The sequence below is a fragment of the Rhizobium freirei PRF 81 genome, assembly GCF_000359745.1.
Taxonomy (GTDB): domain Bacteria; phylum Pseudomonadota; class Alphaproteobacteria; order Rhizobiales; family Rhizobiaceae; genus Rhizobium; species Rhizobium freirei.
The window spans coordinates 237621-251679 of record NZ_AQHN01000055.1 but is presented as its reverse complement, the minus strand read 5'-3'; the positions used below and the strand labels follow the sequence as shown (position 1 = coordinate 251679).

The following is a 14059-nucleotide window of genomic DNA, read 5'->3' as shown; positions in this document are numbered from 1 at the left end:
GAGCCAAGTCGGCTTCCGGGGAACCATTGCTTCGGAGCCTCTAGCGCGGGAATCCTGTTCTCGTGCCGGGCCTGTAGCTCAATGGTTAGAGCCGGCGGCTCATAACCGCTTGGTTGGGGGTTCGAGTCCCTCCGGGCCCACCATTTACATCGCTCTGACACTGTCCTCAGAAACCCGCCCTTTTATGAACCTCAGCAATAGAGACCTTATGTCGCCGCGCCCTGGCGGGACGCGTGACAGCCATCGGTCGACTTCGAAATCGAGATTGGTTTTGCTGACCCCGCGCACAAAGACGCAGGCCTTGTCGCTATGGCGCAGCATTGCCGAATTTGCGGCCGAAAGCCTGTCTGCGAGGCTGGGATCGGACATCCGGTCGATATTGTCTGGCGAGGCCTGGAACTGGCCGAGCGCATCTTGTGCCTGGCGGCAGCTGGAATCGAAGGTCGGCCTATTTGGGGCTGCCATGGACGGCCGCTTCTTCACGGGTTGAATGCAGGAGCCATACGGACCAATCGGGAATTTCCGACAAAAACCGTTCCGCAAGGTCGGCGATCCTAAAGTTCCGCCAGCGCCCTAAACTCCCCTAAAGTCATGTTTTTTTGTGCGAACGGCAAAGCTCGATGGCTCCGAAATTTCAAAGCCTATACCTTGGTATAGTTGCACTGCACCATCGCTTGATTGACGCTCCAGGAGGGGTGTGACAAGACGGCTCTGCCTGCGCAACAAGCTGCAACGGCTAACGAAACAACAGAACAAGAAGCAAATGGACAGCTACCCTAGTCGCTGTCCGGTTGTGGCGTCGAGCCGCATCCGGATGGCTATCGCAACAACCTGGACCGCTTCCGGCAATCGCCGGGCGACCGACGGTACGGCATAGCCTGTCCTGTTCGGCTCGCCCACGGATCTGCCGACAAGCAGATCATGGAGGTGAGCCATGAACAACGTCATTCTTTTCCGCGAACGCAGATTCGCAACCAAGTTTTCCACCGCACCTGTCCCGGCTGCTGCGGCTTTTTCGCCGTCGCCCGTCTGGACCACGTCTTCGCGACGTCCGCGCCTGGTCGCCGTCTGGCACACCAATCCCCAGACAGGGAAGCAGGAGTGCTTTTGGACGACCGAAGGCAATGCCGTCTCCGATGAGGATGACAGTCGTCGAGCGGCCTAGACCTTTCCGTCAAGCGTATCCCGCGGCGTTGCAAATGCAGCGCAATGCGGATGCGCACTACTGGTAACATCCTGTTTTCAAGGGGTTATGCATGGTTTTCCTTGCCAATGATCGACGCGAGCGCAGTGCGGTTGCCGCGTTGGCTGGCGCACGCATCCTGCCGAATGGCTACGATCTCGCCGCCTTCGCCTTCATCGCTGCCGCAGCCTATCTCACCCTTCATGGGGTGGGCGAGATGCGGGCGCCGCTATCGAGCCTCTCCACTGCGCCGATTTCGCTCGATCCTGCCTATCTGCCTGAATATGCGCTGCGCACGACGCTGCGCATGATGGCGGCGATCGTTGCCTCGCTCATCTTCACTTTCGTGGTTGCAACGCTTGCCGCGAAGAGCCGGCGCGCCGAAAAGATCATCATTCCGGCTCTCGACATCCTGCAGTCGGTGCCGGTACTCGGCTTCCTTACATTCACGGTGACCTTCTTCATGGGCCTGTTTCCCGGAAGCCAGATGGGGGCCGAGTGCGCTTCGATCTTTGCGATCTTCACCAGCCAGGCATGGAACATGGCTTTTTCCTTCTATCAGTCGCTACGGACGGTGCCGCGCGATCTCGATGAAGTCAGCCGCGGGTTCCGCCTGTCCGCCTGGCAGCGCTTCTGGCGGCTGGAGGCACCCTTTGCGGCGCCTGGTCTCGTTTGGAATACGATGATGTCGATGTCCGGCGGTTGGTTTTTTGTCGTCGCTTCGGAGGCGATCACGGTTGGCGATACCACCGTGCAGCTTCCGGGCCTCGGTTCCTGGCTGGCGCTTGCCATCGACAAACAGGATTTCGTTTCCGTCGGCTGGGCTGTGCTCGCGATGGCAATCGTGATCCTGCTCTACGATCAGCTGCTCTTCCGCCCCATCGTCGCCTGGGCAGACAAGTTCCGTTTCGAGCAGACCGCCGGCCAGCAGAAGCCGCGTTCCTGGGTCTATTCGCTGATCCGCCGCACACGCCTTTTGAAGCATGTGACCGCGCCATTTGCCGCGGTATGGAACGCATTGTTTCTGCTGCGGTTCCGGTCTGCGCCGAGAGCGATTGCGAAGAGCCGGGGCGAACAGAGTGCTGTCAGCGGACTTATCGATTTCTGCTGGTTCTCGCTGATCGCCGCCATTGGCGCATGGAGCATCTGGGTCATCGCATCCTATCTCAGCCAGACGCTGTCGTGGGCCGATGTCTGGATCGCCTTTGCCGGCGGGTTCGTCACCCTTGCCCGCGTGGTGGTTCTGATTGCGGTCGCAAGCCTGATCTGGGTCCCGCTCGGTGTCTGGATCGGCCTGCGACCGGCTGTTGCGGAGCGGGTTCAGCCGATTGCGCAGTTTCTCGCCGCATTTCCTGCAAATGTGCTCTTTCCGGTTGCGGTGATTGCGATCGTTGCCACGGGTGCCAGCCCCAGCATCTGGCTGTCGCCGCTGATGGTGCTGGGTACGCAGTGGTACATTCTTTTCAACGTGATTGCCGGGGCAAGCGCTTTCCCTACCGATCTGCGCGAAGCATCGGCGGTTTACCGGCTCCGCTCGTGGACCTGGTGGCGCCGCGCGATACTGCCGGGAATATTCCCCTATTACGTCACCGGGGCACTGACGGCTTCCGGCGGCTCCTGGAATGCGAGCATCGTCGCTGAGCTGGCAAGCTGGGGAGATACGAAGCTCGAAGCCTTTGGGCTCGGATCATACATCGCGAAGGCGACCGCAGCGGGCGATTTTCCGCGAGTCATTCTCGGCATTGCCGTCATGTCGATCTTCGTCACCCTTTTCAACAGAACGCTCTGGCGGCCGCTCTACGTCTTCGCTGAACGTCGCCTGCGTCTCGATTAATCACAGATCGGAGAAATGAACATGGAAAACGCTGTCGTCTCCAAGAAAGCCGATATCGCAAGGGGCGAACCGCTGGTTCTGGCCAAGCAGGTTTGCCAGACATACGACAAAGGCGCTTCGGGTTCGCTCGTCGTGCTCGACAATGTCGACCTCCAGCTCTATCCGAATGAAATCGTCGGTCTGCTCGGTCGCTCCGGCTCGGGCAAGTCCACGCTGCTGCGCGCAATTGCCGGTCTGATCCGCCCGAGCAAAGGTGACATCACCTTCGAAGGCCGGCCGGTGGTTGGACCAAATTCCGACGTTGCCGTAGTCTTCCAGAGCTTCGCTCTGTTCCCGTGGCTGACCGTGCTGCAGAATGTCGAACTTGGTCTCGAAGCCCAGGGTGTCGCTGCGGCGGAGCGCCGCAAGCGCGCGCTGGCCGCCATCGACCTTATCGGTCTCGACGGCTTCGAAAGCGCCTATCCGAAGGAGTTGTCGGGCGGCATGCGCCAGCGTGTCGGCCTTGCCCGTGCGCTTGTTGTTCGGCCCAAGGTGCTGCTGATGGATGAGCCTTTTTCGGCGCTCGACGTATTGACCGCGGAAACGCTTCGTACGGACCTTCTCGACCTGTGGTGCGAAGGGCGCATGCCGATCGAGTCGGTTCTGATGGTAACGCACAACATCGAAGAAGCTGTGCTAATGTGCGACCGCATCCTGATCTTCGGATCAAATCCCGGTCGTGTGATCGCTGAAATCAAGGTGGATCTGCCGCAGCCGCGCAACCGCCTCGACCCGGCATTTCGCATGTTGGTCGAAGACATATACGCGCGGATGACGGCGAAGACCGGAGTGCCGACCCGCGAAGGTCTCTTCCCCGGGACGGGTATCGCGATGGAACTGCCTCGGGTGTCGACCAACCTGATGTCGGGTCTCATCGAGACGCTTGCCGCCGAGCCTTATCGTGGTCAGGCCGACCTGCCGCCGCTGGCCACGCATCTGCATCTTGGCATCAATGATCTTTTCCCCGTCGCGGAAACGCTGCAGCTCCTGCGCTTCGCCGATCTCGAAGGGGGTGACATCAAGCTGACCGCGGCAGGCCTGCGTTTCTCCGACAGCGATGTCGACGAGCGCAAGAAGCTTTTCGAACAGCATCTGGCGACCTATGTGCCGCTAGCTGCGCATATCCGCCGCGTGCTCGACGAGCGCCCAACCCATCGCGCCCCGGCGCGGCGGTTCCGCGACGAGCTCGAGGATTACATGTCGGAAGATTACGCGGATATTACCATCAAGGCGGTCACGAACTGGGCCCGCTACGCGGAATATTTTGCCTACGACGAGAATGCGGACCTGTTCACGCTGGAGAACCCGAGTTGAGACACGCTGTCGAATGTTACGCAGCGGGGCCGCCGCCGGCTGAGGCGGCGACCGGCCTCATCATATTTTTGAACTTGATAAGCAGCCAAGGCAGGACTTAGCGCAGGGGATTCCGGCTGATCGTCACAGCTGGCGATCTGCGCTCGCGCGGCCTTTCCGGCTGCGGGATGGATCGTCATGCCCAGGGACAGCGAAGAACTTGGCCGCTTTCTGGAGGCTTGCAGCAGGAATAGCCGAAACAAGCCCGGCAATGGAAAGCCTCGGCACTTGGGTGGAAGGAAGTGCGTCCGCACGCGATTGGCGCGCCTGAAGGATCATGCTGGACTGGCCGCCATGCGGGCACTCCTATGGGGTGCGCACTGGCTCATGCGATGGGCTACTTGGCTGTTTTTCCGCGGCTTTCTCTCCGTGAACCAGACGCGCGCGCTGCTTCGCTTGGCAGCGTGCCTCAATCGAAAAAGCCTTGTCATTCTCCGGCGCAGCCAACGCCGGCGTCTCCTTAATCATTATGCCGGGAACGACAATCATGACCGTCGAACTTGATCAAATCGCTCTCAATCTGGGTACGGCCTTCGTGTTCGGGGCCATTATCGGTTTCGAGCGGCAGTGGCGGCAGCGTCTTGCCGGCCTGCGGACGAATACGCTCGTCGCCTTGGGAGCGGCCATATACGTCAATTTTGCGAGCCTCTTTCCAGGGGATGGCAGCCCGACCCGGGTGGCGGCGCAAGTCGTCTCCGGGATCGGCTTTCTTGGAGCCGGCGTCATCTTCAAGGAAGGGCTCAATGTTCGGGGTCTGAATACCGCCGCGACGCTCTGGTGCTCCGCTGCTGTCGGGCTTGTGGCCGGTGCTGGCTATCCATTGCACGCCCTGATTGCGACGGCCTTCGTCATCCTGGTCAATCTGGCGCTGCGTCCCTTGATCCAAGTGATTGCCCGGCAATCCATAGCAACCACGGAGCTTATCGTTCGATATACGGTGACCACGGTTTGCCGGAATGAGGGTGAGGCTCATGTTCGTGCATTGATGCTTCAGGGGCTCGGTTCAGCCAAACTGCATCTTCAGCAACTGGACAGCGTCAATATCGAAGATAGCGACCGGGTGGAGGTGGCAGCCATCGTTACCGCCGATCACCGTGAAGATGCCGTGCTCGAACACATCGTCGGCCGGCTCAGTCTTGAGCCGCAGGTGACGGCCGCACGCTGGCGGGCCGAGGCTCTCGTTGAATAAAATCATTGCTATAGGCTGATGAGGCGATTGAAGGCTGCGGTTGTTTTCGCACGTTGGCTGAGGCAGTTTGCCTTTCGCGCACGCTACGTGCCGAAACGCTGATAGGACCATAGGCATGAGACGCGAGTTTCTGAAATATCTTTTCGATATGCCTTTGCTCTGGCTCGGCATCGCAGTTCTTGCTGGCCTCATCTTTATCGGCGACACTATCACGGATTTGGAGATTGCGTTTGCCGTTCTCTATGTCTCGGTGATCCTGCTATCGGTCAATTTCGGGCGAACCGGAGCGATTGCGGTCGTCGGCTTTGTCTGCGCGGTCCTTACGGTGCTGAGTTATTTTCTGACACGCCACGGCGCCTCCCACGCCGGCTTGATCAACGGCATTCTCAGCCTGGTTGCCATCGGTGCCACGACCTATCTGGCGATCAGGATCGAGACGTTTGATGCAAGAGCAAGAGAGGCGCAATCCGAACTTGCGCGGATGTCGCGCCTGATGATTGTCGGCGAGCTTGGCACATCGATTGCCCATGAAGTCAGTCAGCCGATCACGGCGATCACGGCGAATGGCAATGCCGCGCTTCGATGGCTTGCGGCTACGCCTGCCGATCAGGAGGAGGCACGGCGGGCCATCGAGCGGATCGTCAAGGATGCTGACAGGGCGGGCGATGTCATTGCTCGTGTTCGCAAGCTCGTCGCGCGGTCGTCTCCTTCGCGCGATATGTTCGATCTGATCGAGGCGATTGGCGATGTGCTGGAGCTCGTTCGCGGCGAAATCCGGAAGAACCAGATCCTTCTTCGCACCGAGCTGGCGAATGATCTGCCATTCGTTTCCGGCGATCGCGTGCAGCTTCAACAGGTGGTCCTCAATTTTGTCATGAACGCGATTGAAGCCTTGGCTGATGTCGACGCGGAGGCCCGTGAGTTGCTCGTCAGCGCTGCCGCCGCCGAAAGCAAGATCACGGTCAGCGTGCGCGACACAGGTATTGGTGTGGCGCCGGCCAGGCTCGGCAGGATATTCGAAGCTTTCTACACGACCAAGCCGAATGGCATGGGAATGGGGCTCGCAATCAGCCGGTCGATTATCGAAGCGCATGGTGGTGCCGTCTATGCGGCACCGAATTTCCCGCACGGGACCGTATTTGGCTTCACCCTGCCAGTGAACGGAAAGGCAAGAGGATAGAATATGCAAGAGCAGCGACCGGCCGTTTATGTGATCGACGACGATCCATCCGTGCGCGACGGGCTGGATAGTCTCCTGCGTTCCGTCGGCTATGAGACGCGGGGCTTCGCCTCGCCGCGCGATTTTCTTTTGCATCAGCGTTCGAACAGCCCGGCCTGCATCGTCCTCGACGTCCGAATGCCGGATGCGAGCGGTCTCGATTTTCAGGATGAGCTTGCGAAGGCTGGTTATCTGACGCCGGTCATCTTTCTCACCGGCCATGGCGATGTGCCGATGTCCGTGCGGGCCATGAAGGCCGGCGCGGTGGAGTTTCTTCTAAAACCCTTTCGGGAACAGGATCTTCTCGACGCAATCCGGCAGGCTTTGGATGTGGATCGCGCTCGCCTTCACAAGGAAGCCGCTGCGCTCAATCTTCACGAACATTTCGCCTCGCTGACGCCGCGCGAGCGTGAGGTGATGGCATTGGTGGCGCGCGGCCTCCTGAACAAGCAGATCGCTGCCGAAATCGGTTTGAGCGAGATCACCGTGAAGGTCCATCGCGGCCAGGTCATGCGTAAGATGCAGGCGGACTCCATCGCCGACCTCATCAGAATGGCAGATAGCCTCGGATTGTCCGAAGCGACCAGTGACGGGAAGGGCGGCGGCGCAGCGCCTCGGGCGCGCTAGGCTTTATGCAGAGGTCTCGAGGACCCGTTCCCGCCCAATCTTGTAGGCTTGATCGCAATCGGCTTCTCTGAATTGCTCCAACTCATCCGCGAAAAGCTCGGCAGCGTGACGGCCCGGGTGCGTTCTATCGTCTTCGATGACAGCGGCTATGCGTCGAAACAATTCCGACTCGAAGTTGCTAGCCGCGCTCTGGGCATTTGGCCTTGCCAGCCGCGCTCCGCCATCCAGCCGGATCGCCGAAACATAAAACTCATCTTCATAGTCAGCTCCGGCCGACGTCAATTCGGCGCGGCCATAGAGCAGCAATCCGGTTTCCCAGCGGTCGCAGAGGCGGATGGAGAGTTCATCGAACGAATATTCGCAGGAAAAAGCCGCGATCTGGGTCATTATCTTCCCATCTCTTCGTTCGATGCTGATTGCGCTTCACGTCCAGTTTTATATCCGCTCACTTTAGACGCTTCCGCGGGTTCGGTCGCAGTACTGGTCTTGGCATGCATTAGCAGTCTTCTCCCTTCAAATCGCTATTAATGGCTCTGTCGGGTTTCGCTGACTTCGGGCAAGATTTCTTAGGCTTGCTCGGGCTCATTCCTTCCAGTGCCAAATGGCTCTGCTGGGAAAATTGGCACTAAACACGATTTATGTCAACATGATTTATGTTTAAAGAGCACCAAAGATGTTCTCGGCTTGCGGCAGCCGGTGTTCTGACAATGAACGTGGGTTTGGCACGACAGCCGGGTTGCCGAGGTGCCGATTTCCTATTTGCGGGCAATGTGTCCGCAAATGCGGCCGATGATCGTCAGGCGTTCCAGCTCGACAGTGAAAGTCTCCAGCGCCGGGTTGTCCGAGATGATCTTGACCTCGCCGGGTTGGCTGAACGGAACACGCTGGAGGCGCTTGATCTGCGGCTCGGAGTAGCCGTCGCTGATGGCATAGACGGTGTCCGTCGTCATCTGGTTCTGCGAGAGGTCGACGATGACGCGATCGCCGGGCATGTAGGTTGGCTGCATGGAATCGCCGATCACTTCCATGATGATGGTGTGGTTCGGCGAGGCCTTGGCCTCATTCCGCAGATATCCAGTCGGAATGAGCCATTCCGCCACGATTTTATGCCCGGCAACATTCCCGGAACCGACGGGAAGGTTGATGACTTCGCCAACGATACCACTGCCGGCGCCAAGCTTGACATCTACTTCGGGCGTCGCCCCGGCGATCTGCGGCTGCCAATGTTCGCGACTGTAGCTAAGCTCCCCTCCGTCCTCGGCAAATCCCTCGTTGTCTTGCTCGTCCGGATCGAAAGAGGTGACGATGTTTGGCATCGTGCGCGCCACCTTATGTGAGCCTTCTCCCGTCAGAAGGTAGCCAGCCGTTGTGCCGAACTTCTTGGCATAGCGATTGGCGATCTCGGCGCTGAACTCGTTCTGGCCGTTTTCGTGGGCACGATAGGTGGAGAGGCTCACCCCGAGCGCTTCCGCCGCTTTCGTTGCCGATGGATAATTTGCGGCTTCGCGCGCCGCCCTCAGTCGTTCGCCCATTGATTTTTGCATTTTCCGACCCTCGCAAAATTATCAACATAAATCATGTTGACACGAATAGTATTATCAACATAATTGGTGTTTATCAAGGTGCTCGAAGCGTATTTCGCTGCGGCGCCGGCATGAAGGCTCGTCCGACGTTCGTTGGGCGGTGAATTTGGAAGGGTGGTGGCATGATTGCGAATAAGCGAGGCAGGAGATTGGAGGTCCAAGCAGGTGGTTTCGACCATTTCTGGGGTTGCCCGGCGTGTCATCGGGCCTTGTCGATTGCCGAAGTCATCGAGCTGCATTGTGAAGGCTGCAACGCAACCGTGACGCCGGCCGAGACGCTCGGTTCCGAGCTTGAGGCCGAACAGCCTGTCTACATGGGAGGTTCTCATGATTGAAATGCTTGAGGGCTTCTTGGCCTGCATCGGGGTGACACTCTTCCTTGGCTTCATGCTCGCGGAGTTGAAGGCAATCGTCTGCAGATTGGTATCCGGATGCCCGGAAGACGAGTCCGGGGCCCCTGAGGGCGACCAGATTCACTTTCGATTGACCGGAGCTGGAACCAACCGCGCGGTAAGGCCAATACGCCCGACGGAATGACGCTGAAGGCAGTGATGCTGTCCCACGAAACCAATCAAAAACCCAACATACAGGCCTGGCCTTGCCGGCTGGGGGAGGTTGCTATGAATGAATTTCAAATTGGAACTGAGGCGGTTGCCGGCGGACATCTCGGCTGGATTCGCAAGGTTCACCGGGCGACGAACGAGATCCTCAAAGACGGGCGAGGTGAACCCATTGTCTTTGCCACGCCGGATGCCGCAAAGGCTGCCGCCGGGGAGGCGATGGTCGCCTATCTCAACACGCCCATGCTGCGCGATGGCGCAAAAGTCGAGGCGATTTCAAAAGCGGAGGCTTTCTTCAAACCAAGATCGCCCGACCCCGCGGTTTCTGCTTCTGGGAATATGGCGTGATTCCTTTGCCGCAACGGAACTAGCGAACGCATCGTCAGAAAGGAGCGGTTCGGTCAATGACCAAGGGTAAGCTCGACCTTCTTCTCGATGGTCTCGGAATAAAACTCGTTCCGGTCCATCGCCGGCGTGCCCCGGCAGAGAGCCATGCTCGTGGGACGATGCAGGAAATCCGCGGGCGCTACGGTGACGGACATCTGGTCTTCGTGCTGCGTTGTATCCGCCAAACCGTCAATAATCGGGACGAGTTGTGGTCCGATACGATCGGCGCCGTCTCCGACGTTCTCGCGCAACGCCAGGACTGGGCGCTTCGGCGCCCGGGCGACTTGCTCGGTGCCTTCGATGACATTGCACTTGCTTCGCTGCGCCTGAATGCCGTGGCGAGGCGGCCCTGGCCGGTTCGTGCGACGCTGCGAACCTTGATCTATTGGGAATTGGAGAGACGCCTCGATGCACCTATCCATCTCGCCGTTTGAAGATCTGTCCCAGCAAGCGGCCGAAATCGCCGACTTGAGCCTCGTCGTTCGTGGCCGCTTCGTTGAGGCAGCGGATACGATGGTGCACCTCGATGTTCGCGGCGTTCGCCCGGATAGAATGCGCACGCTCTGGCCGGAAGTTCTGCCCGAACCGATGGATCATGCAGATATCCGCGTTCGTTACCGCCCGAGCGCCGCCGCCATCAGCCGAGCGGAAGAAGTCCTGCAGGATTGGCTGCGGATCCATGTTCGAGATGAAGAGCGTCGTATCCTGCTTTCGCGCTGGTCCGTTTGCCTTGCCGCACCTTATGTAGCCGGATCCTTCCGGGATTTCTGTGCTCGAACGGGACGTGTGCGGCGGACGGCGGAACGACGCATCTAGAGCGAATTTCAGAGTATCGCGAGCGTGCTTCGCGCCACTTCACCGACATTGCAGGAGCCTGACTGGTCGCGCATAGCGCCGATGATGCCGAACTCAGCGGGCGGTTCGGAGCGCGTGAAACCAGAGGTGACCAAGCACGAAATGCACTGGCTGGCGGACGACGCTAAGCCTGTTTTCGATGCGGCAAGCCCGGCGCTTGCCGAACTTGCGAAGCGACTGGAGCGCGGCAACCGCAGGCGCGCGAAATTGAGAGCCTAAACCGCGGCGGCATAGCCGGTCCGAACCCGGATTTTGCCGCTACCGACGCTTCCAATTGCCTTTACCTTTCATGATGACATGTTGCTCTCGAATGCGAAGACTCCGCTTCGCCGGGAGCTTGCTGCACCTTCGCCAAAATCCGGCACGGTATACTCCGACAAAAGCCGAAGTTGCGATGCCGGGAGGTAGGCGCGCCATGGATCGCCGATCAAGACCTCTATGCCCTGCGCCGCGCAGCGATGCAGAAATCCGGTGACGCCCTTCGCAAGCGCTTCTTCATAGAGAAGATCACCGACGCAGATGATATCGACTGCGGGAGGCTCGTCGGTCGTCAGGTCGGCGAGGACGGCTTTTATTGCGACCTCATTAAGGGCGGCATTGAGCCCGATGGCTGCGATGGCATAGGGATCGACGTCGGCAGCGTACACTTCCCGAGCACCGACCTTTGCTGCTGCGATGCCCACGATTCCCGAACCGGCGCCGAGGTCGAGCACGCGGCGGCCCGCGATGGCTTCCGGTCTGTCGAGAAGATAGCGAGCCAACACCAAGCCTCCTCCCCAATGATGTGCCCAATAAGGCGAGCCGAATTGCGGATCTCTCTCCGCAAGGCGCCGCAATCCGCTGCGCGGACCCGCTTTGTGCAGGCGAATCTGCGGAATGCCGGGAACGGGCAGAATCGGAAGATTGGTAGCAATGAACTGCCGCACCCAGTCTAGGTCCACGCTGCTCTTCAAGCGATGTTCCAATATGTTCCCTCATTCGCTCATTTTAGCATTATCGGATGCCGTCTCCGCTGCGGCTGATCAAAGTCGGCGAGTTTGGCGGTGCCATGCATTCCATGGCGAGCTCCGAAAGTATAGCGGCGACCCGCTTCAGATGTTTGCTCGACTGCATTGCGTCGCGTATCCGCATCATCGATATGTCGCAAGCTGAGGCATGTTGCGATGAGATGAAGACAATTTCGCTCATTTCGTCGGACCGGACAGTGCGATATTTCCCCGTAATTTCAGTTAATTATCTGCGCCCACCGTCAAGATCTCCATTCCTTGCAGCGCCATCGTCCTCCAGGGGTGTCGCCAAACCCGCCGAATTGGGGTATCTATTTTGGCATGATGAGAACAGCTGCAGCGATGCACTGCCGACCGCAAGCGATGTCCTGAACCGCTTGTTTTCCTTTAAAATTCCATCGGAAATTTTAAGCATGTCCAATGCCGACAAGCCGGTCGTGCCGCGCAAGCCGCGTGCGCGCCGTCGCAAGGCCAATTCCAGCGATACGCCGCTCGATTACATGTTGAAGGTGATGCGCGACCACGAGGCGGATCAGAAGCGGCGCGATGAAATGGCGAAGATAGCAGCCTCCTATGTTCACCAGAAGCCGAGCGAGCGCTCGGGTGTCGGGAGCAAGGGAGACCGAGGTCTCACCATAGACTTAACCAATGCAACGGATGAGCAGCTTGCGATACTCGAATCCCTCTTCGGTCCGCTTGCCGGATCGGGCGATGATGATGACGGCGGTCCGGGAGGAGAAGGCGAGGCGGATAGCTGAGCGCGAGCAGGCCAAGCGTGTTCGGGAGATCGCCGCTGATGCGGAGCGGATACGTGCCAACTGCCAATCGCTGACAGGGTTCGTTCGAGAGGCCTGGCATGTGGTCGAACCCGCTGTCGACTATGTCCATGGCTGGCATATCGACGCGATCTGCAAGCATCTCGAAGCGGTGACCGCGGGTGACATTACGCGGTTGCTGATCAATGTTCCGCCGGGCACGATGAAGTCGCTCCTGTGTGGCGTCTTCTGGCCGGCTTGGGAATGGGGGCCGAAGAGCAAGCCGCAGATGCGCTATCTCGGCGCTTCCTATTCGGAACATTACGCAAAACGCGACAACAGGCGCATGCGCGATCTCGTCGCGTCTGAATGGTATCAGGCGCTCTGGGGCGATCGGGTCAAGCTGACGAGAACCGGCGAGATGGCCTTCGCCAACACCAGCACGGGTTCGCGGCAGGGAGTGCCGTTCTCAAGGCTTACGGGGGGACGTGGTGATCGGGTGATCATCGACGATCCTCATTCTGTCGATGGTGCGGAATCCGAAGCGGAACGTTTGTCTACGGTGCGAACTTTTCGCGAATCCGTGCCGACACGGCTCAACGATCCCCAGCGCTCGGCGATCGTCGTCGTGATGCAGCGGTTGCACGAGGCGGATGTCTCCGGCACGATCCTTGCTCTCGGGCTCGGCTACGAGCATCTGATGTTGCCCATGGAATTCGAGCCGGAGCGCCGTTGCAGGACATCGATTGGATTTGTCGATCCTCGAACGGAAGAAGGGGAACTGCTCTTCCCGCAACGTTTTCCGCGCGCAGTGGTGGAGCGGGACAAGATACCGCTCGGTTCCTATGCTGTTGCCGGTCAGTTTCAGCAGCGGCCTGCACCGCGCTCGGGAGGCCTGTTTCAGCGGGGCGATTTCGAGATCGTCGAGGCGGTGCCTGCGGGTGCTAGGCGCTGCCGCGCCTGGGATTTCGCCGCCTCGAAAGAGCGTCACGGCCGCCAACCGGACTGGACGGTCGGCCTTCGCATCGCGTGGGTCGATGGTATTTTTTACATCGAAACCATCGCTCGTGGTCGCTGGTCGCCCGCCGAAGTGGAACGCAATTTGAAGAACACGGCGTCACAGGATGGGCCAACGGTGACGATCCGTATGCCGCAGGACCCGGGCGCGGCTGGGAAGGCTGATGCCGAAACGAAGATCAAGCTACTGGCTGGCTTTCCGGTAAAGGCTATATCACCAACCGGCGACAAGGCGACGCGCGCCAAACCGGCTTCGGCACAAGCGGAGGCGGGGAACGTCAAGCTTCTGCGCGGGGACTGGAACGAGGCATTTCTCGATGAGGTCTGTGCCTTTCCAAACGGGCAGTTCGACGATCAGGTCGACGCCTTCGCCGATGCGCTGAACGAGCTCGCGCTGAGTTCCTCTTTCAGCTTCACGAATTTCTAGCTCGCTGTCGCGAGCCTCTTCATC

The 14059-nt window shown here is 59.4% G+C and carries 17 protein-coding genes and 1 tRNA gene; 13 read left to right on the top strand and 5 right to left on the bottom strand.

What is annotated here, in order from left to right; translation table 11 throughout:
* The first annotated feature begins 67 nt into the window (after window positions 1-67).
* Window positions 68-143: transfer RNA gene (locus tag RHSP_RS10865), tRNA-Ile, on the top strand.
* 1 nt (window position 144) lies between these two features.
* Here RHSP_RS10865 and RHSP_RS34630 read toward each other — a convergent pair.
* On the bottom strand, window positions 145-465 hold the full coding sequence (locus RHSP_RS34630) for a hypothetical protein (protein ID WP_004116289.1): 321 nt from the start codon (window positions 463-465) through the stop codon (window positions 145-147).
* 469 nt (window positions 466-934) lie between these two features.
* Between RHSP_RS34630 and RHSP_RS10855 the strand changes: the two genes are divergently transcribed.
* The 6 genes from RHSP_RS10855 to RHSP_RS10825 all read left to right on the top strand — a co-directional run bounded on the left by RHSP_RS10855 (window position 935) and on the right by RHSP_RS10825 (window position 7444).
* Window positions 935-1165 carry a hypothetical protein gene (locus RHSP_RS10855; RefSeq protein WP_004116287.1) on the top strand — a complete coding sequence of 77 codons (231 nt, stop codon included), beginning with the start codon at window positions 935-937 and terminating at the stop codon, window positions 1163-1165.
* Window positions 1166-1256: 91 nt separating this feature from the next.
* The gene (locus RHSP_RS10850) at window positions 1257-3017 is read left to right on the top strand and encodes an ABC transporter permease (protein ID WP_004116285.1); all 1761 of its coding nucleotides are present in this window, start codon (window positions 1257-1259) and stop codon (window positions 3015-3017) included.
* A gap of 21 nt (window positions 3018-3038) precedes the next feature.
* Window positions 3039-4370, top strand: a complete 1332-nt coding sequence (locus RHSP_RS10845; protein WP_004116283.1) for an ABC transporter ATP-binding protein — start codon at window positions 3039-3041, stop codon at window positions 4368-4370.
* A 523-nt stretch (window positions 4371-4893) separates the two neighbouring features.
* Complete coding sequence (locus tag RHSP_RS10835; RefSeq protein ID WP_420820090.1) at window positions 4894-5598, top strand: MgtC/SapB family protein; 705 nt, start codon at window positions 4894-4896, stop codon at window positions 5596-5598.
* 115 nt (window positions 5599-5713) lie between these two features.
* Window positions 5714-6778 (top strand): sensor histidine kinase, encoded by a 1065-nt coding sequence (locus RHSP_RS10830; protein WP_037151156.1) that lies wholly within the window; start codon window positions 5714-5716, stop codon window positions 6776-6778.
* Between the two features lie 3 nt (window positions 6779-6781).
* Window positions 6782-7444, top strand: a complete 663-nt coding sequence (locus tag RHSP_RS10825; RefSeq protein WP_037151155.1) for a response regulator transcription factor — start codon at window positions 6782-6784, stop codon at window positions 7442-7444.
* 3 nt (window positions 7445-7447) lie between these two features.
* Here RHSP_RS10825 and RHSP_RS10820 read toward each other — a convergent pair whose 3' ends face one another.
* The 3 genes from RHSP_RS10820 to RHSP_RS34625 form a co-directional block, all read right to left on the bottom strand.
* Window positions 7448-7831, bottom strand: a complete 384-nt coding sequence (locus RHSP_RS10820; protein ID WP_004116277.1) for a hypothetical protein — start codon at window positions 7829-7831, stop codon at window positions 7448-7450.
* A 368-nt stretch (window positions 7832-8199) separates the two neighbouring features.
* Window positions 8200-8988 (bottom strand): XRE family transcriptional regulator, encoded by a 789-nt coding sequence (locus RHSP_RS10815; protein ID WP_037151151.1) that lies wholly within the window; start codon window positions 8986-8988, stop codon window positions 8200-8202.
* On the bottom strand, window positions 8961-9389 hold the full coding sequence (locus tag RHSP_RS34625; protein ID WP_004116274.1) for a hypothetical protein: 429 nt from the start codon (window positions 9387-9389) through the stop codon (window positions 8961-8963). Before RHSP_RS34625 ends, RHSP_RS10815 begins: the two co-directional genes overlap by 28 nt.
* A gap of 171 nt (window positions 9390-9560) precedes the next feature.
* Here RHSP_RS34625 and RHSP_RS10805 point away from each other — a divergent pair, with 171 nt between their 5' ends.
* Genes RHSP_RS10805 through RHSP_RS35565 form a run of 4 tightly spaced genes read left to right on the top strand, consistent with a single transcriptional unit; the run spans window position 9561 to window position 11048 of the window.
* Window positions 9561-9935: a hypothetical protein gene (locus RHSP_RS10805; RefSeq protein ID WP_240535407.1), complete on the top strand. Its 375-nt coding sequence runs from the start codon at window positions 9561-9563 to the stop codon at window positions 9933-9935.
* Between the two features lie 56 nt (window positions 9936-9991).
* Window positions 9992-10408, top strand: coding sequence for a hypothetical protein (locus tag RHSP_RS10800; RefSeq protein ID WP_004116270.1), 417 nt, complete (start codon window positions 9992-9994; stop codon window positions 10406-10408).
* Complete coding sequence (locus tag RHSP_RS35570) at window positions 10383-10790, top strand: DUF6362 family protein (protein WP_004116268.1); 408 nt, start codon at window positions 10383-10385, stop codon at window positions 10788-10790. Before RHSP_RS10800 ends, RHSP_RS35570 begins: the two co-directional genes overlap by 26 nt.
* A 24-nt stretch (window positions 10791-10814) precedes the next feature.
* The gene (locus tag RHSP_RS35565) at window positions 10815-11048 is read left to right on the top strand and encodes a hypothetical protein (RefSeq protein WP_240535406.1); all 234 of its coding nucleotides are present in this window, start codon (window positions 10815-10817) and stop codon (window positions 11046-11048) included.
* Window positions 11049-11116: 68 nt separating this feature from the next.
* On the opposite strand, the gene RHSP_RS10790 is transcribed toward RHSP_RS35565, so the two are convergent.
* Entirely contained in the window at window positions 11117-11782 is a 666-nt protein-coding gene (locus RHSP_RS10790) for a class I SAM-dependent methyltransferase (RefSeq protein ID WP_200863253.1), read from the bottom strand.
* A gap of 95 nt (window positions 11783-11877) precedes the next feature.
* Here RHSP_RS10790 and RHSP_RS35560 point away from each other — a divergent pair, with 95 nt between their 5' ends.
* Complete coding sequence (locus RHSP_RS35560) at window positions 11878-12594, top strand: hypothetical protein (RefSeq protein WP_240535405.1); 717 nt, start codon at window positions 11878-11880, stop codon at window positions 12592-12594.
* Window positions 12551-14035 carry a phage terminase large subunit gene (gene terL, locus RHSP_RS10775; RefSeq protein ID WP_200863256.1) on the top strand — a complete coding sequence of 495 codons (1485 nt, stop codon included), beginning with the start codon at window positions 12551-12553 and terminating at the stop codon, window positions 14033-14035. Before RHSP_RS35560 ends, terL begins: the two co-directional genes overlap by 44 nt.
* Window positions 14036-14059: the final 24 nt, after the last annotated feature.